General features: G+C 42.1%; 20 protein-coding genes. 16 read left to right on the forward strand and 4 right to left on the reverse strand.

Annotation, left to right across the window (positions count from 1 at the left end; translation table 11 throughout):
- The 5 genes from AB4503_RS18475 (at position 1) to AB4503_RS18495 (ending at position 5,956) form a co-directional block, all read left to right on the forward strand.
- A complete protein-coding gene (locus AB4503_RS18475) occupies positions 1-678 on the forward strand; it encodes a nucleotidyltransferase family protein (protein WP_171732260.1) in 678 nt (225 codons plus the stop codon).
- On the forward strand, positions 675-1,205 hold the full coding sequence (locus AB4503_RS18480; protein ID WP_171732259.1) for a D-glycero-beta-D-manno-heptose 1,7-bisphosphate 7-phosphatase: 531 nt from the start codon (positions 675-677) through the stop codon (positions 1,203-1,205). The genes AB4503_RS18475 and AB4503_RS18480 overlap by 4 nt, the downstream gene beginning before the upstream one ends.
- A gap of 12 nt (positions 1,206-1,217) precedes the next feature.
- Positions 1,218-2,528 (forward strand): glycosyltransferase, encoded by a 1,311-nt coding sequence (locus AB4503_RS18485; RefSeq protein ID WP_171732258.1) that lies wholly within the window; start codon positions 1,218-1,220, stop codon positions 2,526-2,528.
- Position 2,529: 1 nt separating this feature from the next.
- Entirely contained in the window at positions 2,530-4,710 is a 2,181-nt protein-coding gene (locus tag AB4503_RS18490; protein ID WP_372115513.1) for an FkbM family methyltransferase, read from the forward strand.
- 106 nt (positions 4,711-4,816) lie between these two features.
- Positions 4,817-5,956, forward strand: a complete 1,140-nt coding sequence (locus tag AB4503_RS18495; protein WP_372115514.1) for a glycosyltransferase family 4 protein — start codon at positions 4,817-4,819, stop codon at positions 5,954-5,956.
- Here AB4503_RS18495 and AB4503_RS18500 read toward each other — a convergent pair.
- Entirely contained in the window at positions 5,940-7,817 is a 1,878-nt protein-coding gene (locus AB4503_RS18500; protein WP_372115515.1) for a polysaccharide biosynthesis protein, read from the reverse strand. The two genes, AB4503_RS18495 and AB4503_RS18500, sit on opposite strands and share 17 nt — an antisense overlap.
- Before the next feature lie 170 nt (positions 7,818-7,987).
- Here AB4503_RS18500 and AB4503_RS18505 point away from each other — a divergent pair, with 170 nt between their 5' ends.
- The 8 genes from AB4503_RS18505 to AB4503_RS18540 all read left to right on the forward strand — a co-directional run bounded on the left by AB4503_RS18505 (position 7,988) and on the right by AB4503_RS18540 (position 18,300).
- The gene (locus tag AB4503_RS18505) at positions 7,988-8,932 is read left to right on the forward strand and encodes a UDP-glucose 4-epimerase family protein (protein ID WP_372115516.1); all 945 of its coding nucleotides are present in this window, start codon (positions 7,988-7,990) and stop codon (positions 8,930-8,932) included.
- Between the two features lie 114 nt (positions 8,933-9,046).
- A complete protein-coding gene (locus tag AB4503_RS18510) occupies positions 9,047-9,595 on the forward strand; it encodes a sugar transferase (protein WP_372115535.1) in 549 nt (182 codons plus the stop codon).
- A gap of 553 nt (positions 9,596-10,148) precedes the next feature.
- Positions 10,149-10,691: an outer membrane beta-barrel protein gene (locus tag AB4503_RS18515; RefSeq protein ID WP_171732253.1), complete on the forward strand. Its 543-nt coding sequence runs from the start codon at positions 10,149-10,151 to the stop codon at positions 10,689-10,691.
- Positions 10,692-10,710: 19 nt separating this feature from the next.
- Positions 10,711-11,619 carry a serine/threonine protein kinase gene (locus AB4503_RS18520; protein ID WP_372115517.1) on the forward strand — a complete coding sequence of 303 codons (909 nt, stop codon included), beginning with the start codon at positions 10,711-10,713 and terminating at the stop codon, positions 11,617-11,619.
- A gap of 132 nt (positions 11,620-11,751) precedes the next feature.
- A complete protein-coding gene (locus AB4503_RS18525; RefSeq protein ID WP_372115518.1) occupies positions 11,752-13,869 on the forward strand; it encodes a YjbH domain-containing protein in 2,118 nt (705 codons plus the stop codon).
- 445 nt (positions 13,870-14,314) lie between these two features.
- On the forward strand, positions 14,315-15,448 hold the full coding sequence (locus tag AB4503_RS18530) for a polysaccharide export protein (RefSeq protein ID WP_372115519.1): 1,134 nt from the start codon (positions 14,315-14,317) through the stop codon (positions 15,446-15,448).
- A 116-nt stretch (positions 15,449-15,564) separates the two neighbouring features.
- Complete coding sequence (locus tag AB4503_RS18535) at positions 15,565-16,005, forward strand: low molecular weight protein-tyrosine-phosphatase (protein WP_048663167.1); 441 nt, start codon at positions 15,565-15,567, stop codon at positions 16,003-16,005.
- A 123-nt stretch (positions 16,006-16,128) separates the two neighbouring features.
- On the forward strand, positions 16,129-18,300 hold the full coding sequence (locus tag AB4503_RS18540; protein WP_372115520.1) for a polysaccharide biosynthesis tyrosine autokinase: 2,172 nt from the start codon (positions 16,129-16,131) through the stop codon (positions 18,298-18,300).
- 376 nt (positions 18,301-18,676) lie between these two features.
- On the opposite strand, the gene AB4503_RS18545 is transcribed toward AB4503_RS18540, so the two are convergent.
- The 3 genes from AB4503_RS18545 to AB4503_RS18555 all read right to left on the reverse strand — a co-directional run bounded on the left by AB4503_RS18545 (position 18,677) and on the right by AB4503_RS18555 (position 20,833).
- Positions 18,677-19,012, reverse strand: a complete 336-nt coding sequence (locus tag AB4503_RS18545) for a hypothetical protein (protein WP_029224976.1) — start codon at positions 19,010-19,012, stop codon at positions 18,677-18,679.
- 790 nt (positions 19,013-19,802) lie between these two features.
- Positions 19,803-20,408, reverse strand: a complete 606-nt coding sequence (locus AB4503_RS18550) for an N-acetylmuramoyl-L-alanine amidase (RefSeq protein WP_371981992.1) — start codon at positions 20,406-20,408, stop codon at positions 19,803-19,805.
- Entirely contained in the window at positions 20,360-20,833 is a 474-nt protein-coding gene (locus AB4503_RS18555; RefSeq protein ID WP_372090256.1) for a hypothetical protein, read from the reverse strand. The genes AB4503_RS18550 and AB4503_RS18555 overlap by 49 nt, the downstream gene beginning before the upstream one ends.
- Before the next feature lie 287 nt (positions 20,834-21,120).
- On the opposite strand from AB4503_RS18555, the gene AB4503_RS18560 reads away from it, so the two are divergent.
- The 3 genes from AB4503_RS18560 (at position 21,121) to tviB (ending at position 24,344) form a co-directional block, all read left to right on the forward strand.
- Complete coding sequence (locus AB4503_RS18560; protein ID WP_372115521.1) at positions 21,121-22,203, forward strand: helix-turn-helix domain-containing protein; 1,083 nt, start codon at positions 21,121-21,123, stop codon at positions 22,201-22,203.
- Between the two features lie 166 nt (positions 22,204-22,369).
- Complete coding sequence (locus AB4503_RS18565) at positions 22,370-22,690, forward strand: hypothetical protein (RefSeq protein WP_372115522.1); 321 nt, start codon at positions 22,370-22,372, stop codon at positions 22,688-22,690.
- Between the two features lie 373 nt (positions 22,691-23,063).
- Positions 23,064-24,344, forward strand: a complete 1,281-nt coding sequence (tviB, locus tag AB4503_RS18570; RefSeq protein ID WP_372115523.1) for a Vi polysaccharide biosynthesis UDP-N-acetylglucosamine C-6 dehydrogenase TviB — start codon at positions 23,064-23,066, stop codon at positions 24,342-24,344.
- Positions 24,345-24,385 lie beyond the last annotated feature (41 nt).

A 24,385-nucleotide genomic window follows, 5' to 3' on the forward strand; every position in this document is an offset into this window, starting at 1 on the left:
ATGCATGATGTAGTTATCTTAGCTGGAGGGTTTGGAACCCGCTTGAAAACAATTAGTGGCGAGTTACCTAAGCCAATGGTGGATATCTCTGGGCAACCATTTCTTTATCGACTAATGAAGTACTTAGAGGAACAAGGTGTAAGAAGAATCATTCTGTCACTCTCCTACAAAGCTAACTACATCATTGATCAAGTGCAGAAAGATAATCCAGTTAGTTGTGATGTAGATTTTATAGTTGAAGATGAACCGCTTGGTACTGGCGGTGCTATAAAACTTGCAACCAGTAAAGTGAAAAGTGAACAGTTTATAGTTTTAAATGGTGATACGTATTGCGAGCTTGATTATAACGCGTTTATTAATAGCTCTAAAAATGTTCAATTGCTAATTTCTGGTGTAGAGGTCAATGACGTAAGTCGGTATGGAAGTCTCAAGCTAGACCGTGATAATAATGTGTTAGCAATGGTTGAGAAAGGGCCTGGCGGGAACGGAATTATCAATAGTGGAATTTATCTTCTCGATAAAAATATTATCGAAAATTACTCGAAAAATAAATTCTCATTTGAAACGGACTTTTTACCAGGTTTTAATGGAGTATTTAAGGCTTATACAAGTAAAACATATTTTATTGATATAGGTATTCCTGAGGATTATCATAAAGCGTGCGAGAAATTCAAATGAAAATTGCCTTTCTAGATCGCGACGGTGTAATTAATCGAGAAATTAATTATCTCTACAGAATAGAGGATTTTGAATTTACTGAGAACTGTATTTCAGGTATGAAGCGGTTGATTGAGCATGGTTTTCAAATCATTATTGTGACGAACCAAGCTGGTATTGCAAGAGGATACTATACCGTTCATGACTATGAAATTCTTACAAAGTGGTACCAGGAAGAATTATCTAAACATGGAATAGAGGTTTTGGATATCTTATATTGTCCTCACCATAAAGAAGGTTCTGTCGCTGAATTTAGTTTTGGGTGTCGTTGCAGAAAACCTAACACTGGCATGTTAGAATTGGCATCGACTAAATATGATGTTGATTTGAACGAATCTATAATGATTGGTGATAAAGAAAGCGATGTATTAGCTGGGATTAAATTTGGTTTGTCAAAAGTATACATGGTCGAAACTGGTCACGAGATTGAACTAAAACATTACACTAAATATGATATATACCCAAACTTACTCTCTATTCCATTATAAAAAGGTCTTGTTTTGAATCGAATTAAGCTGTTCTTTGTTAAATGTTATCACACTAGAGTCGGAAGACGGGTATGGGGGCTGTTTGTTAAACTAGTGAATTCATATTACTTTAGGCGATTATTAAAAAAAGCACTTAATATCGTAGAGAAACTGCCTGAAGACACAACGGTACTACCTAAAATAATTAAGTCTCACTCTAAAAAAAATGCATTAGTAGTCATGCCATTTTATGGCTCTGACGCTGTTGGTAAAAATTGCGACTCTAAAATAAGAGCCTTGAAGAAATTAGGCTATTCAATACATACTGTGATTTATAATGATTCTCCTTGGGATTCAAATAATGACTTATGGGATTATACTTATAATTTAAAAGCTATAGGTGGTAAATTTGGTCAACTTAAGCGAGATGTTAACCAACAAGTAATCGCAGATGGTAACGGTATTGATGATTGGGTCGATGACAGAGCAATGCAGTTTGTGGGCGCGCTCTCTGCTACTAATCAATTTGATGTTGCGATGATCAATTATGTTTTCCTTTCTAAACTTTCAACTGCGGTAAATAAAGATGCAGTTATTATGTTAGATACGCATGATGTATTCGCAAACCGAAATTCCCGAATGAGTAATATAGGTGTTGCTGAAGATAAATTCTATTTTTCGACTTCACAAAGTGAAGAATCAATTGGGCTTTCTCGATCTGATTACATTATAGCGATTCAAGAGGCTGAGGGTGAGTACTTCCGAGACACAACATCTTCAAACGTGATTGTGCAACCCCCTATGATACCAAAGAACTTCTTAGATTATACGCCTCAAGGAGGTTCTCAGCTTGTTGTTGGCTTTATGGCGTCAGGACATTACCCGAATGTTGTTGCGATAAAGAACCTGATAGAGAGCTTATCTAGAAGGGAGCACAATATAAGATTGAATGTGACGGGCACTATATGTGGTGCTTTAGATGAACTAGAGTTACCAAAATTTGTAAAGGTCTTGGGCTTTTGCGAGAGTTTGGAAGAATTTTATGCATCATGTGATCTCATAGTAAACCCTGATGAGTTGTTGTCTGGGATGAAAGTTAAATGTTTAGAGGCGTTATCTTTTGGGGCTCCATTAGTGTCAACTAAAGCAGGTATGGAAGGTATTCAAACTTCAAAAAGCTATCACCAATTAGAGTCGGCAGATGAGTGTGCTGAATTTATATCTCTACTAGATAAAAGTAGTCTGACCTCTATGGCAAAAGACAGTCAAAGAGTTTTTGAAGCATTCAATGATAGATACGATCTAGAGTCAACATTAAAGGCAGTTCTTAAGAGTTATGAATAGTATGGAATACAAAATATCAGTGATTCTTCCCGTTTATGCAGGAGAAGATACATTACCACAGTGTTTAGACAGTGTCTTAGCTCAAAGTCATCAAAATCTTGAAGTTATTATTGTGAATGATGGGAGTCCAGATTCCTGCCATGAAATTATTGATGATTATGCTGGTGCGGATAATCGTGTTATAGCTATTCACAAAGAAAATGCTGGCTATGGAGCGGCAATTAACTCTGGGTTAAGTATTGCTACCGGAGACTTTATTGCAATTGTCGAGACTGATGATTGGATCGAGTTAGACATGTTCGAGCGCCTTGTAGAAGCTTATCAACTTGTACCTAATCCTATCGTTAAAGCTACCTTTAATCGTATACAAAATGACAGAGTTCTGAACACTCAATCTCTTAAGCACTTAACTAATTTTGATGAAAATAATATTGGTCGAGTAGTACCAAGTGAATCTGTAGAGTTATTCCTTTTAGAATCTTCTATTTGGACTGGATTATATAAGCGCGAATTTTTAGAAGAGAATTTAATAAGATTTTATGAAAGTCCAGGTGCATCTTATCAGGATATGCCATTTAAGTTTATTGCATATTCTATTGTCGATGAAATAACGCTTCTAGATGTTCCAGTATATAACTATCGTGTTTTAAATGAAGGTTCATCAAGTGCGAGTTCTGATAAGGCTCTAATTTCATTTGGTAATTATGACGTAATTAAAAGGTTCCTAGTAGAAAGTGGTCGCTTTCCTACTTTCGTACAGGCTTTCTATTTTCATCATATGTTTGATTTGGTCTTCCATGCTTCGCGACTCAAGGACCAAGGTCTGAAGCAGTATTTGGCCAAGGCGAATTCAGTTTTCGATGAGGCTAAATTAGACGGCTTTGACGTTGATAACGCATCGTTTTCTCCAGATACCAACGACTATTATTATAATCACGTGTTACCTCTGTATAAGAGCCTCATATCGGAAAAAACAGTTGCTGTTAAACAAAAGACAGCTTCAATACGACGTAAATTAGTCGAGAAGGCACGTTTGATATGTAATAAACTTATTGTTGACCCGGTTGTTGCTACCTTGAGTTCATCATTAAACTCCGTTATCACTAAGAATTCTGGTAAGTTGGTATCGCGTATCAACGAACTTGAATATGGCCACCTTTCAACACAAATAGACAGGGTTTCTGATCTCATTTCACAGCGAGATCTTTACGATAGTAAGAGGTCTGACCCTAGCGTTACTTTGATGGTCGCACCAACAAATCAGTTTCACTACTATATTCGAGCTAATGAGAAGCGAATTTCGATGCTCAGAGACGAATTTAGAGAGGGGCTCGATGAGTTTAGCCTTCTTAATGAAAGAAAGCTGTTTGGGCTTTACGAAATATTACCTTACTTTGAACATCAAGGCTTAGAGCTCAAGCTCCCTCTTTCAACGACTTTGTTTACCGATGAAGATAGGCTTATTCTTTCTAACCTCGAAGTTATTATGAATAAGCAAGAGCTTGACTATGCTCATTTAGATCTAGCCGAATTACCAATAACGTTGGCTACGAATTATTTTAAGTCAGGTATTAAGTATCTTCCTGACTCAATTCCAGAGACATTTAAAGGTAAGTTGGCTTTAGACTGTGGGGCATGGGTAGGTGATACAGCTATTATGTTTGCAGGTTTTGGTTTTGAAAAGGTCGTTGCAATTGAGCCAATGCTTGATAACTATAATTGTCTAAAAAGGAACCTTGAACGAAATGAGCAATATTTGGGGGATGTTATTGAACCTCGTAATATTGCTGTCGGCGAGACAGTAGAAACACTTTCAATGAGAAAGGTTGGTGATGATGGTGTCGGTTCGTGTATTGTTGAAGGTGGCTCTGAAGGCAGTATTAAGGTCGAATCAGTTAGTATTGATGCACTTGTTAGCTCTGAATACGAAAATGGTGATGTTGGCTTAATTAAGTTTGATGTGGAAGGTTTTGAATTAAATGCCCTGAAAGGAGCTGAGGCTACTATTAGGAAAAATAAACCTGTATTACTGATATCTGTCTACCACCTCTGGCTTCAGCCAGAGCAAATCTTTGATTGTAAGAGATTCGTAAAGGAATTGGACTTAGACTATCAATTTAAGCTGGTTCACCTACAGCCAGAAAAAGATTTAATCTACGAATATATGTTAGTTTGTTGGTAGTGAATTAGGTATGACATTAAGGGAGAACTAAGGTTCTCCCTTAACTCTATTTTTACTTCAAATGTTACCTGGTTAACTTTAACTAGTGTTTTTTTTATGGCGAGTTATGAGTAAGAAGATATTATATGTAATAAATGTTGACTGGTACTTCCGCCTTCATTGGCTAGAACGAGCAGAATATTTTAAGTCTTTAGGTTTTGATATACATATTGTTAGCAGTTTTTCAAATGATGCTATCAAGAACGAATTAGTTTCTAAAGGCTTTACTTGCCATCAATTATCTGTCAAAAGAAAAAGTGTAAATTTTTTTCGAGAGATAACTAGTACTTATAGGCTTAAAAAAATACTAGATGGTATTGAACCTGACTTAATACATTGTGTAACAATCAAGCCTAATATATATACTGGTTTACTAAATAGATTTTTTTACCAAAAACCAATTGTTTACAGTGTTACTGGCTTAGGGGCTGTGTTTAGTTCTAATGCTATGAAGTTCAAATTATTAAAACTTATAATTGCTAATCTCTATCGCTTTATATCCTCCTCAAGCTCTCGCTTTGTTTTTGAGAATAACGAAGACTTTGAGTTATTTGGTGAGCTCGGTATTTTAAAATATCATAATGGTCGCGTGATCAAGGGGGCTGGAATTGATTTGGCTCGTTTTTCCCCTTCATTAGCTCCCTTAAATAAAAACGTTTTGTTTGGTGCAAGGCTTTTAAAAGAAAAGGGGTTGGAGTGTCTAGTTCGAGCAAAGCATGAGCTAGAAAAGCAAGGGTTGAGTTTCACGCTCAATATTGCAGGAATTATTGATAACGATGTTTCTTCTGCTATACCTCTAAGCCAAGTGAAGGCTTGGGCAAGTTCCCGAGATATCAATTGGTTAGGCAACGTGCAAGATATGCCTAAGCTAATAAAAGAAAACGATATAGTGTGTTTACCTACGACTTATGGTGAGGGGGTACCTCGTATTTTGATCGAGGCAGCTTCTTGCCAAAGAGCGGTAATCACGACAGATGTTGTCGGCTGTCGCGAAATAGTATCACATAACGTTAATGGTTTATTGGCGAAGCCTGGGGATGTTATATCACTCGCTAGCTGTTTACGCATCTTACTGGAGAGTGATGAAAAAACGCTTGAGTTTGGCGTTCAAGGGCGTAAAAAAGTTGAAGAAGAGTTTTCTCAAGAAATGGTTTTTGAAAAAACTCTCAAGGTTTATGAAGAGATTAGTATTAGTACTGGTCGTTAGAGTTGGGTTTATAACCAGTTGGTGCATTTAATAGAATCGTCATAATGCATTCTTCATCAAAGTTATGACAACACCCATCGAGTTGTTCCAAAAGAGGCTGCATCTCATTCCAAGTTAGCATCTGTTCTTTGGCCGTCATGATTTTTTGATGGCCGCTTCCTTCCACATTATCTCCAATCAAAAGCTCTTCATAAAGTTTTTCTCCTGGACGTAATCCTGTGAACTTTATAGATATATCGCCTTCTTGAGAATCGCCCTCGACATGCTCTTGCATACCCATCAAATGAATCATGCGTTTTGCAAGGTCTAGAATCTTGACGGGTTCACCCATATCAAGAACAAATACTTGTCCGTTGTGACCCATGGCACCAGCTTGGATAACCAGCTGAGCTGCCTCAGGTATAAGCATAAAGTAGCGAATGATATCTGGATGAGTTACGGTTACAGGGCCGCCACATTTTATTTGCTTTTTAAACAGTGGAACAACAGACCCAGAAGAGCCCAAAACATTACCAAAGCGTACCATTGTGAAAGTGGTGGTATTTTGCTTATCGGCCAATGCTTGAAGAACCAACTCAGCCATGCGTTTGGTTGCGCCCATCACGTTAGTTGGTCTTACTGCTTTATCTGTCGAAATGAGAGTAAAGTTCTTCACACCTGTTTGGATTGCAGCTTCAGCACAAGCAAGTGTTCCAAACACATTGTTACGAACACCTTCAACAATATTATCTTCAACTAAAGGGACGTGTTTATAAGCAGCTGCGTGATAAACCGTTTCAACTCCGTGAGCGGTCATCAGCTTTTCTAACCGATTCTGTCTCTGGACGGATCCAAGAGCCGCGACGATTTGAGTCTCGCTTTTTAAGTTGATTTTTGTTGAGTTTAACTCTTGATCGATTTTGTAAAGGTTGTATTCATTTAGCTCAAACAATACGAGTGTTTTAGGTTTTTGTGACATTATTTGACGACATAACTCAGATCCAATAGAGCCCCCTGCGCCAGTAACCATAACACTCTTATTGAAAATATTTTGTGCCAAAAGTTGCTTGTCCGGGTCAACTGCTGCTCTCCCAAGTAAATCTGCAACATCAAGATCTTTTACGTCAGTTGCTGTCGCTTTTCCTGCGGCAATATCTTCGACTGATGGTACAGATTGCACTGCGATTGGCCAGTGTGATAACTTTTCAACCAACCTCAAGCGCTCACCTTTATTAATCCCATTAATAGCTAAAAGCAGCTTTACGGGTTGATATAATGATTGAAGGTGCTCGAAATCGCTTGGGTGATGGACTTTAAGTCCAAATAATATTTGACCTGACTTTGTAGGGTCATCATCAAGTAATACTACTGGATTGTACTCATCACCCTGAATGAGAGCATACGTTAAGTCGCGGCCTGTAGCCCCTGCGCCATAAATAAATACATTGGGTTTTTGGCGTTTAAACCAGTGATAATAGATCGAACGGATTAGTATTCTGGGGCCACCTAACGTCAGGGTTGCTAAACCAGCATATATAAACGGAACACTTCTAGGTATGAATGAGTGGAAAAAAAAGCCACTCATTATTAAAGCTAGGGTCGATATTATAACCCCAAAGAAAATGTTGCCAACGGCTGGTAGCATCATATAGCGTAAGACCGCTCGGTACATTCCTAATTTAACGAAGCTATAAATTGTGATTGAAACAGTAATAAAAAGAGTTATTAGCTCCTCTATTTCGACTGCAAAAAATGCATTTCCAAGCCTTAAGGCAATGGCTAAATAGAGTGAAATCACGATAGCGAAAATATCATAGCCAATACTGATGAAACGCTTGTTCTTGCGTTTGGCATTAAGCAATATATGTATTGGTCTGATCATGGTGTTCCTTAGCGAGCCACTGAGCTTCTTAAGTTTGATAGTTATAGTTTTTAGATTGTATTTTAATGTCGTTGAGTGCGGTAAGCTACCTGTAATTGATTGTTATGTGTCACCCAGTAGTTTTACTGTTAATTCTGTTTGTTATTTGTTCGATTTTAGGCTTCTGCATTATGAAAATTTTGGTTACTGGTAGCACTGGCTTTGTCGGTTCTCGAGTTGTTGAGTTGGCTAGAGAGCGTGACTGGAATGTCACTTCGGTTGTGCGTAAGCAAATAGAGCCACTAACTAATAGCTTGGTTATCCCTTCCATTGACGGTTCTACCGATTGGTCTGGTGCATTCGAAGGTGTCGATTGTGTGGTTCATTGCGCTGCTCGAGTGCATCAAATGAATGAGAGTGAGCTAGATGCCCAAGCTGCGTACCGAGAGATAAACACTCTTGGGACGTTGAACCTTGCAAAGCAAGCCGTTGAAGCCGGGGTTAAAAGGTTTGTATTCGTCAGCTCTATTAAAGTTAATGGCGAATTTACTGAGCCGGGCTCACCATTTCAGCCTGACCTAAGTAATATCCCTCAAGACCCTTACGGCTTGAGTAAGTATGAAGCCGAAGTCGAGTTGAATCAGCTGTCAAAAGAGACTGGTTTAGAAGTGGTTATCATTAGGCCGCCTTTAGTTTATGGACCGGGAGTTAAAGCCAACTTCTTATCTATGATGCGTATGATTGATAAAGGTATTCCATTACCGTTTGGTGCTATAAAAAACCAAAGAAGTTTGGTTTATCTAGAGAATCTCTGCAGCTTGATACTGACGTGTTGTCAACACCCCTCAGCTCCCGGACATACGTTCTTAGCTTCTGATAATCATGATGTATCCACTACTCAATTAATGCAAACTATCGCTTTATCAATGAATAAGACACCGAGGCTTTTACCTATCCCAATGTCCTGGATACAATTGGTAGCCTCAGTATTAAAGAAACAACACATTGCACAGAGAATATGCGGTAGCCTTCAGGTTGAGACTCGTTTGACGAAAGAGATCTTGGGATGGGTACCTCCCGTAACTTTTGAAGAAGGGATTAAAAAGACGGTGGATGCCTACTTGAAGTCGCATTGATATGCTTTAAGAGGAGTCTTACGTTCATATTCGTAAGTGAGTAAGATACACTTTATTAATTAACGGCACTTATGCCATTCATCATATTTGTTTAATCAGAGATTTAAGGCATACATTTTGATTCGTTTGTTAGATTTCTTTTTTGCTTTCTTTGGTCTGTTGTTTCTTTGGCCAATATTTCTCGTCATTTGCATCATCGGCTATTTTGATACCGGTTCTCCTGTTTTTTTTCAAACTCGAGTGGGACGTAACAAAAAGCCATTCACCTTAGTCAAATTCCGAACCATGCCAGTGGATACAAAGTCTGTAGCGACTCATTTAGTTGGAGCGAGTTCAGTGACTAAGCTCGGTGGATTCCTGCGTAAGACCAAGCTTGATGAACTGCCTCAGTTATACAACGTACTTAAAGGTGAAATGAGTTTAGTTGGTCCAAGGCCATGTTTGTTCAACCAAAAAGAACTGATCGATGAGAGGGAGTCAAGAGGTGTACTCGCGGTAAGGCCAGGCGTAACCGGACTAGCTCAAATCAATGATATCGACATGTCGACACCGAAAAAACTTGCAGAGTGGGATCAACGCATGATTAACACGTTGAATACTAAATTGTACTTCCAATACATCATTCAAACAGTATTAGGTAAAGGTTCGGGCGACCGCGTTTAATTTGCCTTCTTTCTTATCTTTCACCTCTCTCTGACGCAACTCTGACGTTTTTTTTGAATCGTTGTGGTGCGTTTACTAATTATACATTTACTTGATAGCGGTTATTACCTATCATGTTGTTCAATTAGTTGTTTAATCAGAGTAATTCCTTTTTAGGCTATCTATCATTGATTAGGTGGTCTTAGTTGGATATTGAAAGCAACGCAGTAATCTTTTTGTGTTGATTCCTTGTGAGTACCATTTTTGTAGTGTCATACGAAAAGATTATGCTAACTGCTCGCTTGTAATAGTTTAAGCAAGCTACTCTCAAGTTCTTTGTGCTTGTTAAACAACATTGATAAATCTGGCGAAATTCAAAAGTACAGTATTGAGCTGTTTGTAGCTTCTAGCTCCAGCATGCAATATTGTTCAATTGTGTCAGTAGCTTTGGTACGGAATGGCGTGTATGAGTGTCTGATTTTTAGGCTTTCATACAAAAACTGATTAGACTATCGCTTAGATTTGCTAGGAAAATCAGCCTCAGTTCAGTTTGAAATATGGAAGATATAATTATATGAAAATGCAGTGGTTAGCTAGGGTTTCTCCTTTGTTGTTGCTATCAGCAACAGCTGTTGGAGCTGAAAATTTATACGTGGGCGCTAAAGTCGGTAATGTAACGGCCGATAACTTTGCACCATTAGTTGAGAGCCGCACGGCTATTGATGACTCAGACACATCTTACGGTCTGTTTGTTGGTTATCATATCGTAGATACACTGGCCATCGAAGGTGGTTATAACTACCTTGGCGAGTATGATCTTAAAGACATTGCAGGTGGCAGCTACGAAGCAAGCAGCTTTGATGTGGTTCTTAAAGCCTCTGGAAATGTAACGGACAGCTTAGCGCTATACGCAAAAGGTGGCATCGCCATTTATGACTGGAATGCAAACGGTCCAGGTGTTGAGTCTGACGATTCTGGTGTGACTCCAACGATTGCTTTTGGTACTGAATACTCGATTACATCAGCGATGAAGGTTGGTATTGAATACCAGCTATATCAAGATATTGGTGGTGTCGATATCGACTCGTTTAATGTTGCCTTGTCTCATAGCTTTTAATCATTTGTAGGGATAAATTGTGAAATATAAAATTTTAGCGTTATCAGTCGTTGGTGCAATCCTTGGTGGTTGTGGCAGTGACAACAACAACAGCGTGCCGCCTGAGCAAGCGTACCGTAATATTATGGCATTCGACCCAGCAGTTATGGGTATGAAAGGCACATTCAACTGTGATGATGGAACTACGGGCACTTTAGAGTCAACTAACTTTTATGGTGTTTCTGAAGTCACAGAGCTTACCGTTTTTAACAAGCCTGAAACTTGTGCGTTTACATATAACGCAACACCAGGTGCCCAAGATGTTTCTAACGGCAAAGACATGAGCAAGGTGAGCTACAAGTTCCCTAAAGGCCTAGCTAACCTCGATGACCTCATCACATCTTCTCCAATCTCAACTTTGATTGAGAAAGAGCTAGATGGTGCAGCATACAATGAAGCTACAGGTATTCAAGTACTGAAAGATCTTGGCTTGGATAGCTTGCTGAACAACGGTAGCATTAGCAGTGTAGCTGACTTACTGCGTCGTACTGAAGACGTAATTAAGACTCTTCCTGCATCTGAAGCTAGCCTAGTTTCAGCAACAGCAGCGGTACTATCAGACGTACTTGTAGTAAGCCCTAACTCAACAGCTAATGAACTGGCTTTGGCGACAGACTCGATCACAAAGAAAGTTATTTCTGAGAATCCTAACTACCCGGTTGCAACGAATGGCGACACAATTTACTTGGATCTAACGGAAGACCCGACCTTAATTGAAAAAGCAGTTGCAGACCCTACCGCTCCTGTGGATGATCTTCCGCCGCCTAAAAAAGCTGAACCTGTTCCAAACCCAGATGATGGTACTAAGCCACCAACTGGCGGTACTGGTGGTACTGGTGGTACTGGTGGTACTGGCGGCGGCGGTAACGGCGGTGGTACTGGCGGCTAATTTAAAGATTGATAATAAAAGGCACCAATCGGTGCCTTTTTTACTGCTGTTACTATTAACATAGTTACAATCAAACATAGTCGCTATTAAACATAGCCACTTGCGAATACTGTTATAACCTATTGCATACCAATGAAAATACTCAGCCACTCTAGAAACGCAGCGCTCATTGCATCCGTCAGTGCATTAGTTATTGCTCCTAATGCCTACGCTGTCGATAACTTAATGTCGTCTCAAAGCTACACTGGTGCGATCATCGTGCCCAATGCTCAAGTGATGGACACTGGCGACATCTCTTACCTCTATGGTCAAGGCGTACCATATAGAGGGAAAACCAGTGAGCTAGATAACATATTATTCAGCGTTGGTTTATTCGATGGTTTTGAAGCGGCGGGTCGAATTGTCACAAAAACGTACGATTGCCACCTTTATCCAAATGTACCGAACTACAATCCTAATTGTGGTAACGGTATTCGTGATTTGTCGGCATCGTTTAAATACCAACTTCCTTTCGTTAAAGATTGGACAGGATTCGATTTAGCCATAGGTGTTCAAGACTTTGGTGGCGCGGCCAGCAACTTTGAAACCTACTATGCAGTAGCCGATTTTGAGCCTGACTTTGTCCCTGCAAGGTTTAGTGCCGGTTATGGTAAATCAGAAGTGAGCCATGGCGTTCTGAACGGGCCCTTTGCCAGCTTAGAATATCAGCCGTTGGATTTTGTTCAGCTTATTGCAGAGCACGACTCTCACCAATTCAATGCTGGCCTTAAGGTGTTCACACCAGAGCATTACTTACCACTGGATACGCAGTTATCTTTTCAATACCAGTTTTATACCAGTGGTAATGCCGATATAGATATTTGGTCGGTGGCTGCATCTACTCCTTTAATGGGCTTCTCTGAGTCTCGCCGAGTGAACGAACTGACACTGGAAGACAAGATCGCAGTAGAACAAGCGCATCATAAATTTGCCGGTATGGTTCAACTTAAAAAAGCACTGGTTGATGAAGGCTTTCTTAACGTGAGAATCTCTGCGGATGATATTGGTTTAAACGTTGCGCTGGAAAACAGACGCTATAATCGTAACCAAGTCGATGGTGTTGGTGTTGCGTTGGGTATTATCTCTTCCTATGTGGGAGAAGGGATGCTTCAAGACCTCGGGGTTAAAAATTACCAACAACAAAACATTCGCCTGTTTAACTTGGTGAACGACATGCCGATGATGGAAGTGATTACCAGTGCGCCATGTTACCGTGAATTTGTAAAAACGGGCGAACCTTGTAAAACCCTTCTTGTTCGTACTTCTGATGTGAAAAAGAGTTATGCAAAAGCAAACTTTGATAAAGAGGTGGCGCGTTCAGGCTTTGGCCGTACGCAGGTGATTGTTTCCCCTGCTTTGTATCACAATACTGCGACAGAATACGGTGTATTTGATTACTCTTTAGCGCTTGCCACTAACTTGTATACACCTCTTTGGAAAGGCGCTGCGTTGGATATTCGACATGTAATGCCACTGGCAGAGAGTGACGACTTTGAAGAGGGCGAAATTTGGGGCGACGACGCGTTTGAAAATGAAGTCGATAGGGTACTTTTCCACCAAGCATTCCAATTGCCTTACAACCTCACCACTCAATTCTCATTCGGACAAGTTTACGGAAACTTTTTGGGCTTTTTGAATGAAACGCAGTATGCGAGCAATAACGGCCGTCACATTCTAGGTGCTGAATACGCGAACTTTTCTGCTCAAGATAAGTATGACTCAAGAGGGAAAGCCATCTTAGATGCGACACCTATGATTGGCCACTACACCTACTCAAGACCGGACTGGAACTGGCAAGGTAAAGTGCAAGCAGGTCAATTTTGGAAAGGCGATGAAGGGGTACGTGTGACAACCAGCCACTGGTTAGGTGACGTAAGAGTTGATGCTTCATACCAGACCACCAAAGCAGTAGGCAGCAGTGAAGCCGAAGATTTTGTGACGCTTTCTATCGCAATTCCGCTGACACTATGGCGAGATATGAGCCCTGACTACGTTCAATTACGTGGTATCGACCAGTTTGTATATGCACTTCAAACTCGCGTTGGTGAAACTCACAATAATTTAGGCACAGGCTTGGGTGTCGACACTGGCTTACAACACAATATTGAAAGACAGTACTTCAACCGTAACCGCATCGGTGCGAGTTACTACTATGAAAACCGACAGCGCTTACGCAATGCTTACCTAAAATACTTAGAAGCAGTAAAATAATTCAGCGTAACATCTAAAATAAAGAGCCAACACCTCATGTGTTGGCTCTTTTTTTGCTCTTGCTCTTTAGCTCTTCGCATCTCGTTTACCCGTATCCCGTATCTGCTCCTAAACCATTCAACTAGGTTGATAATAAACACAAATTGTGGATAATGCATACGCAATAAAATAACCGTGTGAAAGTCCGATCTTTGGCTCGGTTTATGACAAAAAACCTCTATCTCAATTCCAGATAGATAGAGGCAGATTAACTACGCAGTGTGATGTCGCGGAATATCAAAGGGCGGTAGCGTTCCTATCTTTGATATTAAGTGGGAGCGATATCACAGTAATAGCCCTCCTTAACTCTATTAAATACTGCGTAGCTGATAAAATTGTTTGTTCTAACTTCTTTGGGTGTCCTTTGGGATATCACGACACATTCCGTTTCTATGACTTGGTTAACATGAAGATTAATAAAAATCGTCTCCTTTTAGCGCTCCTTCCTGTATTGCTTGCAGGGTGTACTACTCCAGGAACTCACCTTTCTACTGGCAACAAGAATGTGATTCAGCCTTCAGAGGAACAGCAAGAATCTGATATCTCTGATGTGGTTAACCTTTACCCACTGACAGCTCAATCAGTATCGACTTACCAGACGGGTACATTGTCGGTGTCACAAGCCAACCCTGAACTCGACCTAGACATCGCAAAGTATGAATACAAAGTCGGCGTGGGCGATATCTTAAATATCACGATCTGGGATCACCCTGAACTGACCATTCCTGCGGGCTCTTACCGTAGCAGCACAGAAGCGGGTAACTGGGTTCATGCAGATGGCACCATCTTCTACCCATACATTGGTACAGTAGAAGTTGCAGGAAAAACGGTTCGTGAAATTCGTTCTGATATAGCGGAACGTTTGGCGAAATACATCGAAAGCCCTCAAGTCGATGTGAACGTAGCGGCCTTCCGTTCTAAGAAAACCTACATTACGGGTGAGGTTTCAAAACCTGGCCAACAGCCGATTACTAATATTCCATTAACTTTACTAGATGCCGTGAACCGTTCTGGCGGTTTGTCTGAAAATGCAGATTGGCGTAATGTTTCATTAACCCGCAATGGCGTGGAAGAGAACCTTTCACTTTACGGTTTAATGCAACGTGGTGACCTAACCCAAAACCGCTTACTGCAAGCCGGTGATATTGTTCACGTACCGCGTAATGACAACCAGAAAGTGTTCGTGATGGGTGAAGTGAACGATCCTCAACTACTTAAGATTGATCGCGTTGGGATGAGCCTAACCGAAGCGCTCAGCAACGTAGGTGGTATTAACCAACTGACGGCAGATGCAACGGGTGTGTTTGTGATCCGAACTTCTGATGATAAATCAGAACGCATGGCAGACATCTACCAACTCAATATGGAAGATGCATCAGCCCTAGTCATTGGCACCGAGTTTGATTTAAAACCTTACGACATTGTTTACGTAACGGCCGCACCAATCAGCCGCTGGAACCGTGTAATCGGTCAGCTTGTACCAACCATTTCAGGCTTCAACGACCTAACCGAAGGTATGTTGCGCGTTCGTAATTGGTAATAAGCCCTGGTTTGTAATAAACCCTAATTAATCATCAGGTTGCATTGTGCGTGTAACCTGATTTTTACATCTAAAAGTAAACCCAGCTTATAAGCCCAATACAATTAGAGACCATTATGTTTAATAAAATTTTAGTCGTATGCGTGGGCAACATTTGTCGTTCCCCGACTGGAGAGCGAGTTTTACAAAACTTGCTGCCCAACAAAGAAGTGGCCTCTGCCGGTATCGCTGCTGAGAAAAGCCGTTTAATCGGCAAACCTGCAGACGACACGGCGATTTTGATCGCTGCAGAAAACGGGGTCGATGTTGAAAATCACCAATCGCAGCAAGTTACACCACAGCTTTGTGCGCAGTATGACTTGATCTTGGTGATGGAGAAGGGCCATATGGAGGCGCTTACTCAAATATCGCCAGAGGCACGCGGTAAAACTATGCTGTTCGGTCAGTGGATTGGCCAAAAAGACATTCCTGACCCTTATCGTCAAAGCCGTGAAGCCTTTGAACACGCTTATAAGCTGATTGACGAAGCGGCACAAGCTTGGGCAAAAAAGCTGTAATTGATAGAGAAAATCTTCAGTTAAGCTATGTTGCATAGCCACCAACAGAATCATATAAAAGAGAAGTACGCGGAGCGTATATATCGTCTCTTAAATAGCAATAATTTAGGAAGTAGCAAACAAATGACAACACAACCCTCTCAGCAATCACATACAGATAACTCTGATGAGATCGATTTAGGAAAACTGCTTGGCATTCTGCTGGACGCTAAATGGCTAATCATGCTGACCACATTTGCTTTTGCTGTGTTTGGTATTGCGTTTGCATTGCTTTCAACGCCGATATACAAAGCCGACGCGTTGATTCAAATTGAAGAGAAAAGCTCTGGCGGTATTTCATCGATGGTCGGCGATATGGGCGAACTATTCTCGCAAGAGTCATCGGCAACCACCGAAGTTGAGATCATCAAATCTCGTATGATCTTAGGCGAAACGGTTGATAAGTTTAACTTAACGACAGTGACCTCACCTAACTATGCACCCATCGTAGGTAAGGGCTTTGCTCGCTTAACAGGCGACATCAACCACATCGCAGTGAGCCGCTTTACTTTGCCAAGCTATGCGAGCGGTTACGCACACACGATTCAGATTCTCGATGCTGAGCAGGGTACCTACCAACTGGTTCGTGACGATGAGCGAGTTATCTTAAAAGGCAAAGTGGGTGAGCTAGCAACAGCCGACGACTACAGCTTGTTTGTGGCAGGTTTTGAATCACACAACGATTTTGAATTCTCTATTAGTCAACGTAGCCGACTAGAAGCGATCGAATGGTTGAAGAAGTCTTTATCATTGTCTGAGCAAGGCAAGCAGACTGGCATTTTGAAGCTGAGCTTTGAAGGTGAAAACAAGCAGCAGATCTCTGAAATCCTCAATCACATTAGTCAGATCTACTTCTTACAAAACGTGAAGCGTAACTCAGCGGAAGCAGAGAAAAGCCTAGAGTTCTTAGAAAGCCACCTTCCGGGCATTAAATCTGAGCTAACTGGCTATGAAGACGTACTGAACAATTACCGCCAAAAGAACGAATCGATCGACTTAGGTTTAGAAGCACAATCAACCCTGAAGGTAATGGTAGAGCTTGAAGCGCAATTGAATGAACTGACGTTTAAAGAGAGTGAAATCAGCCAGCGTTTCACTAAAGATCACCCAGCATACAAAGCCCTACTTGATAAGCGTAAAACGCTATTGGGTGAGAAAGAGCGCTTAAACAAGCAAGTGCAAAAGCTGCCGAAAACACAACGTGAAGTACTGCGTATGACACGTGATGTTGAAGTAAACCAACAGATCTACATCCAGCTATTAAACAAGGTTCAAGAGCTGAGCATCATCAAAGCCGGTACGGTTGGTAACGTTCGTATCTTAGATGACGCGCAAGCATATGCTCGTGCCGTTAAACCGAAGAAGCCACTGATTGTTGTATTAGCAACGCTACTGGGTGGCATGCTAAGCGTCGCGTTTGTATTAGTAAAAGCAGCGTTCCACCGTGGTGTGGAAAGCCCAGACCAAATTGAACAAATCGGCCTTCCGGTTTACGCAGCGGTACCAAAATCTGATTTACAGATTGAACTAACCAACCGCTTTAAATCGAAGAAACAGCAGACCAAGGGGACTCAAGCACTGCTTGCCGAATCGAACCCTGCAGACCTTTCGGTTGAAGCACTGCGTGGCCTTCGTACCAGCTTGCACTTCGCAATGCTAGAAGCGAAAAACAACGTCTTGATGATCTCGGGCCCTGCACCGGGTATTGGTAAATCTTTTATCTCGACCAACTTTGCCGCAGTGGCTGCGAAAACTGGCCAAAAAGTGCTGTTGATTGATGCCGATATGCGTAAAGGCTACCTACAACAAAGCTTTGGTGTGAACTGGGATAACGGCCTTTCTGATGTATTAAGTGGTAAGCAAGAGTTTGCTCAATCCATTAAAACCACACCAGTAGAAAACCTACATATTCTTACTCGCGGCCAAGTGCCTCCCAACCCATCTGAATTGCTGATGCACCCACGCTTTGCAGAACTCATGGAGTGGGCATCAAAAGAGTATGACTTGGTGATTGTCGATACTCCGCCTGTACTGGCAGTAACCGACCCAAGTATTGTTGGCGCCTTCGCGGGCACCACATTAATGGTCGCGCGTTACGGTCAAAACACCATTAAAGAGATCGATGTTGCTCGCAACCGCTTCGAACAATCAGGCATCGAAGTGAAAGGCGTTATCTTCAACGCCATCGAGAAGAAAGCATCAAGCTCATACGGCTACGGTTACTACAACTACGCGTATTCGAGCGACAAGAAGTAATTAAAGCAGATACGGGATGCGAGTAATCGGGTAAACGAAGAGCACAAAGGCAGATACGGGATTCGAGTTATCGAGTATCGAAAAAATAAGAGCTAAAGAGCTAAAGAGCTGAAAGGCAGATACGAGATGAGAGTGGCGAGATACGAAAAGCGCCACTCGAATCCGCTCTTCATCTCTTCGTTACTCGTTTACCCGCTACCCGCATCTATTCTTTTAAGCTCTTCGCATCTCGCTTACCCGCTACCCGCATCTATTCTTTTAAGCTCTTCGCATCTCGATTACTCACATCCCGCATCTATTCTTTCAGCTCTTCGTATCTCGTTTACCCGCTACCCTCATCTGCTCCTCTAGCTTTTCGCATCCCGCATCTGCTCTTCTACTTTTTAATCACCCCACCCGTTAAATACAATCCAATAGCCGCTAGCACCGGATAACCAAACGCTTCATTGGTCATTTCCCCTAATGGCTTCCAATCGTAACCGTGCATGCAGCCAAGAATCACCATCACATGCAGTGCCACATAAGGAATGGTGAACAACAACACAATGTAGCGCTGTACCAACTTAAAAGGTTCATACGCTTTAAGCAGTGCCAGCTTGTGCTTCGCTTTTTCTTCATCAGTAAAAAACATCGCATCTCCTGTGTTGGTGAGTGCATCTAACCCCTTGCTAATCGAAGACTGACTCCCGAATATTCTTCCGAACAATGTCATACTGCTCCTTGGTTTATTGATTGGCTTTGACCGCATGTATAACCTTTGACTGTATAACCTTATGGTTCGACAACCTTAGCGAGCCCTCTGCTCCGCCATTTATCCGTTGAATTAGATTCCCTATCACGTTCGTCCTTCACTGTAGGGAATGACGACTACTTTTATTAAGTTAATAATCTCACGACTCCGTCATTCCGCCATTCTGTTGCTTTAGAGGCGAGGAACGAAGTATCTGGAATCCGCTTTTAGTCTCTTCGCATCTCGCTTACTCGAATCCCGCAACTGCTCTTCAAATTATTCGAAGACTTAGCTTTTGGTCCTCCCCCTTGAACACCGGACTATTGTGAGTGGTGATGTTAATAAAAGGGGGAGTTAGAGGGGGTTGCTAGCTAATGCCTAACCAACCCCTCCCAGCCTCCCCTTGTATAGGATATTTTTTGCCAAGTAACGGTCGTGATAAAGGGGAGGAGCTAAAAGCACTACAACCATCTTCTTCTTCTCGCTCTTAATCTCTCGCTACTCGTTTACCCGTCACTCGAATCCCGCAACTGCTCTTCAAATTATTCGAAGACTTAGCTTTTGGTCCTCCCCCTTGAACACCGGACTATTGTGAGTGATGGTGTTAATAGAAGGGGGAGTTAGAGGGGGTTGCTAGCGATGCCTAACCAACCCCTCCCAGCCTCCCCTTGTATAGGATATTTTTTGCCAAGTAACAGTCGTGATAAAGGGGAGGAGCTAAAAGCACCACTCTCACTTTATTTTCCTCACTTTTCGAATCCCGCATCTGCTCTTAAGCTTTTATCTTCAAAACAGGACACGCCTTATTCACGCCCCAATCTTTATGCCCCTTAACATTCTCATCTGAAATCAAGAACTGCTCTTGCAGTGCAGCCATCAAACCAAACAGTGCCTTGCGCTGCGCAAGTGTGAAGTTATCTTCTGGTTGCAGCTCGGCATTACAACCGCCAACCAAACAAACCCCAATATTGCCCTTGTTGTGTCCTTTCACATGCGCGCCAGTTTGCGACAGCGGCCTGCCCAATTGGACATCCCCATTGCGACGAATAACAAAGTGATACCCCACATCGCGCCAGCCTCTCTTTTTATGCCATTGGCGAATCTCGGCTACGCCTACATCTTGCTGTGGCGGCGTGGCGCTGCAATGCACAGTAATAAAGGAATATGGCGGGCAATGAGGTAAGCGGAGTAAAACCGAAACCAGGCTGAATGAATAGGATGCTGAAGGTAAACAAGGCTCTAACGAAGGGATAAGCTCCATCTTGCTAGCCTGCTCTTCCGAATCAATTCGTTCTTTGGTGTCAGCCCGCTCTTGTAAAACAGACGCTTCTAACGGCTGATTTGGAACTCGATCAGTTGCTGGTGGAGTGTTTGACAAAATAAATCCTCGTGTTGTTGTAAATAGGCGATTAAAGACGTTGATAGCGATTCATTTAAATCAGGGTGCAATGCGATGTGTTGTCGCAGACTGGTGGCTACGGTTTTTTCATAGCCGGGGTGGTGGCTGACATAACGTAAATACATCACGTAATAACCCAGAGGCTGCTTACGCCGTGCTCGGCTGATCATCCAACAAATATCGTCATAGCTGGGGGTGTCACCGCATTCATCCTCATTAAAATAACAACCTTCTAAATGGCTTTCTTTATAACCGTTAACTTCATAGCTCAGTACTTGGCCAAACCCATCACTATCACTAAAAAATAACGGCTGACGTGATTGAGTGAGGGAGTTAGCACGGCACTCGATGCTCGCCATTCCGGGTTGATACGCTGAAATAAAAAGAGAAACTATCGCCTTCATTAAGCACCTTATTGCTGCATGGGGAGGGCAATGTACTTCAACATTCTTGATTGGGGTTGGCGGGAATAACACGAAAACAGAGGAACGCAAAAAAGTGAGAGGTGCTTCGAAAAGCCATTGCTTAATAAGGTTGATGTTGCATATCTATCCGAGGTGATTAACCAAACATCTTTTCTTACAACTTATCTCATAGGCCTTTTGCCCCTAAAGCGCCAAAAAGTGTTGTTAATGCTTCTGTATATCAATGGATTTCTATACGAATGACTAATTAACAAGGAGCGTTAACCATGTGTGTTTCTCTAATTCTTTCTTTCATCCCATTAAAAACTGGCTCGCCAATAAGCAAGTTAGTGCTATTGAAATTAGCCGATAACGCAGACGCGCGCGGCGTGTGTTTCCCATCCTTAAATTACTTAGCGCAATATTGCGAAGTGTCGGTAAGAACCGTGAAACGACACGTTAACGAGCTCGAAAAACAAGGTTTTGTGAAGCGGATAAAGCGCTTTGATGATTCAGGACGCCAGCGCAGCAACATATATCAGCTGCGCCTTCCCAGCGACAGCCACATTCAGCAGACCGATCTAGCCCAAGCGAATCAAGAGAACACGAATGTAGAACAAACAGGTTTACCGTCAGCTTCGTCGGAATACCCCCAGAAGACAGAACATGCGCAGAAAACCGACCATTCAGACACTCTCCTGGGTGACTCAAGATCCACCACGGAGAGTGATCATCCGGCACACATAATCTTTCATAAAGAACATAAAACAGAGTTGAGCTTGAAAAACGGCAGCTTGGATTACACCGATGTACTTGATCCTCCAAGCGGTTCTGAACAACATGAGATCTCGACACCTAAAACCAACGTCACAAACCCCATAAGCCAACAGAATGAAGCCGTGATTCACCTGCTCACCAAAGAGGGCAGCGCGCCGATTTATCATGAGTTCTACAAAATCTTAGAGCGAACCTACCCAAAGTTAGATGTGCTGCAAGAACTGCATGCCATGCAAGCCTGGCTGTACATCAACCCCGATAAGCGCAAACCCTTTGAGCACATTGGCCACTTTGTGAATGGCTGGCTAAGAAGAAGCGCCCAAGCCAAAGCGAAGCGAGACTCATCGCCAGTCTTTAAGCAGGCTAGAGCGGCTAAGCAAACAAAAGCGGCTAAACCAGCAAGGGCTTCTGCTTCTACATCGACCAAGGAAGCTAAAACCCAACCGGCAGCCAAGCCCATGGTTCACAAACAACCCACGCCCGTCTCTCAGGCCCTAGCGGATTACCAAGCCAAAAGCACCACCAATCCGTTCGAAGCACGTATCAAGGCCCTCGTTCAATCCAAACCGCCCAGCACGGATTCTAAAAAGTGACCATTCGATTTTTCACAGACTAAGCGCTTGCTCACACAGCTAAAAGCTATTGAAAACCAATAATTTAGGAAGCGAAAAGCTTAGGGAAACCAAAGGCTAGGGCAGACCAAGCGCGAATACAGACAAAAAACGTCAAGATACAAAAGTAGAATTAGGGAGAGGGCAAATGGACGATATCAGCCTAAAAAAACTGACAACGGAAGAAAAAGTCACCATTTTAGAAAAAGAGATAGCGCGAGTAGAAGGACGCATTGGCGAGTTCTTGAAACTGCTGGTTAACCACTACCCACAAGGGCTAACACGCACCGAGATTAAAGCGTTATTGGCGGTAAACAACAACCCAAGCTTCGTCTCGCTGTATAGAAACGGCAATATTTTCATTGATATAGAAAAGCGCTACTGCGACGCAGCACAAGAAAACCGCTACTTCATAGGAACCCAGTACCTACAAGACGTACAATGCTTCCGCTGGGTAAATGCTTGGTAAGATGTTCGACCAGACAGGGTGAATTTCAAACTGGTTAATATGCACTTACTTTGCTAGAATGCCCCGCATATTTAAAACCGTATGAAAAACGCATAAAGCGAACAAATTGTGACTATTGCCTTTAGGAGCCAAACCTAAGGGCGGTAGCGTACCCAAATGTGGGTGGCTAGCAAGTTTAAAAGTGCGGTAAGCCGAAAGGTTGAAAGCTGCTTTGGCGGCCTATTGGGGCGGTTTTTAAAAAGATAGCAAAATCTAGGATTTATAAGAGATTGTCCGCAGCGGACTGTCTCAAAATGAATGAAAAGTGTCTCAGATGGGTTTGGATGCCTGAGGTGTGAGTGGAAAGCTTTAAAGAAAAATTGGTACAAACTATATGAAATTAACGTTAGAAAATGCCCGTATCGGTATTATTGGCTTAGGATATGTTGGTCTTCCTTTGGCTGTAGAGTTTGGTAAGAAGCAATCAACAATTGGTTTTGACATAAATCAAGCACGTATCGATGAGCTGTCGGCTGGTCGCGATAATACACTAGAGTGCAGTGACATCGAACTGGCAGAAGCTGTTCGCCTTTCTTACACCGCCTCTCTTCAAGATCTAAAAGAATGCAATGTCTACATTGTTACAGTTCCAACCCCTATTGATCAACATAAGCAACCAGATTTAACACCGCTGATCAAAGCTTCTGAAGCGCTGGGTACAGTAGTCTCTGAAGGTGATGTCATCATCTATGAATCAACAGTATACCCAGGAGCAACAGAGGAAGACTGTATACCAGTTGTAGAGCGAGTATCTGGCCTCAAGTTTAACCAAAATTTCTTTGCAGGTTACTCGCCAGAGCGTATTAACCCGGGTGATAAAGAGCACCGTGTTACAAACATCCTTAAAGTAACAAGTGGTTCTACACCAGAAGTGGCGGAATACGTAGATCAACTTTACAAAACCATCATCACGGCTGGCACACACAAAGCATCTTCTATAAAGGTTGCTGAAGCAGCAAAAGTCATCGAAAACACGCAGCGCGACGTCAACATTGCTCTTATCAACGAGCTTTCTATCATCTTTAACAAACTCGGCATTGATACTTTAGAAGTCCTCGAAGCTGCGGGTACTAAGTGGAACTTCCTACCATTCCGTCCGGGTCTAGTGGGTGGGCACTGTATCGGTGTTGATCCGTACTATCTAACTCATAAAGCTCAAACAGTGGGTTATCATCCTGAGATGATCTTAGCAGGCCGCCGTCTCAATGATGGGATGGGTCAATATGTTGTTTCTCAACTAGTGAAGAAAATGCTGAAGAAACGCATTCATGTTGAGGGCGCCAATGTATTGGTAATGGGACTTACGTTTAAAGAGAACTGCCCAGACTTACGAAATACGAAAGTTGTTGATATTGTCAGTGAGTTAAAAGAATACAATATTAATGTAGATATCGTCGACCCTTGGTGCTCTGAAGAAGAGGCGCAACATGAATATGGCCTTAGCTTATGCGCTGAACCACAGCAAGGTTACTATGATGCGGTTGTCATGGCAGTATCTCATGACGAATTTAAGAACATGGGTGCAGAAAATATTCATGCATATGGTAAGGGAGAGCACGTGCTATACGACCTGAAATATGTACTGGATAAAGAAAGCGTAGATATGCGCCTGTAATTAAAATAACTTTTGAATTAATTAAAGTGAGAGCGAAGAGT

Source organism: Vibrio sp. 10N.222.55.B11 (genome assembly GCF_041473705.1).
Lineage (GTDB): Bacteria > Pseudomonadota > Gammaproteobacteria > Enterobacterales > Vibrionaceae > Vibrio > Vibrio crassostreae_C.

Bases quoted from the DNA above. Each gene is read 5' to 3' on its own strand.
- AB4503_RS18515 (WP_171732253.1), top strand. From the start codon at position 10,149: ATGAAAATGCAGTGGTTAGCTAGGGTTTCTCCTTTGTTGTTGCTATCA.
- AB4503_RS18530 (WP_372115519.1), top strand. From the start codon at position 14,315: ATGAAGATTAATAAAAATCGTCTCCTTTTAGCGCTCCTTCCTGTATTG.
- AB4503_RS18555 (WP_372090256.1), bottom strand. From the start codon at position 20,833: ATGAAGGCGATAGTTTCTCTTTTTATTTCAGCGTATCAACCCGGAATG.
- AB4503_RS18535 (WP_048663167.1), top strand. From the start codon at position 15,565: ATGTTTAATAAAATTTTAGTCGTATGCGTGGGCAACATTTGTCGTTCC.
- AB4503_RS18565 (WP_372115522.1), top strand. From the start codon at position 22,370: ATGGACGATATCAGCCTAAAAAAACTGACAACGGAAGAAAAAGTCACC.
- AB4503_RS18525 (WP_372115518.1), top strand. From the start codon at position 11,752: ATGAAAATACTCAGCCACTCTAGAAACGCAGCGCTCATTGCATCCGTC.
- tviB (WP_372115523.1), top strand. From the start codon at position 23,064: ATGAAATTAACGTTAGAAAATGCCCGTATCGGTATTATTGGCTTAGGA.
- AB4503_RS18505 (WP_372115516.1), top strand. From the start codon at position 7,988: ATGAAAATTTTGGTTACTGGTAGCACTGGCTTTGTCGGTTCTCGAGTT.
- AB4503_RS18495 (WP_372115514.1), top strand. From the start codon at position 4,817: ATGAGTAAGAAGATATTATATGTAATAAATGTTGACTGGTACTTCCGC.
- AB4503_RS18545 (WP_029224976.1), bottom strand. From the start codon at position 19,012: ATGACATTGTTCGGAAGAATATTCGGGAGTCAGTCTTCGATTAGCAAG.
- AB4503_RS18490 (WP_372115513.1), top strand. From the start codon at position 2,530: ATGGAATACAAAATATCAGTGATTCTTCCCGTTTATGCAGGAGAAGAT.
- AB4503_RS18475 (WP_171732260.1), top strand. From the start codon at position 1: ATGCATGATGTAGTTATCTTAGCTGGAGGGTTTGGAACCCGCTTGAAA.
- AB4503_RS18540 (WP_372115520.1), top strand. From the start codon at position 16,129: ATGACAACACAACCCTCTCAGCAATCACATACAGATAACTCTGATGAG.
- AB4503_RS18560 (WP_372115521.1), top strand. From the start codon at position 21,121: ATGTGTGTTTCTCTAATTCTTTCTTTCATCCCATTAAAAACTGGCTCG.
- AB4503_RS18500 (WP_372115515.1), bottom strand. From the start codon at position 7,817: ATGATCAGACCAATACATATATTGCTTAATGCCAAACGCAAGAACAAG.
- AB4503_RS18480 (WP_171732259.1), top strand. From the start codon at position 675: ATGAAAATTGCCTTTCTAGATCGCGACGGTGTAATTAATCGAGAAATT.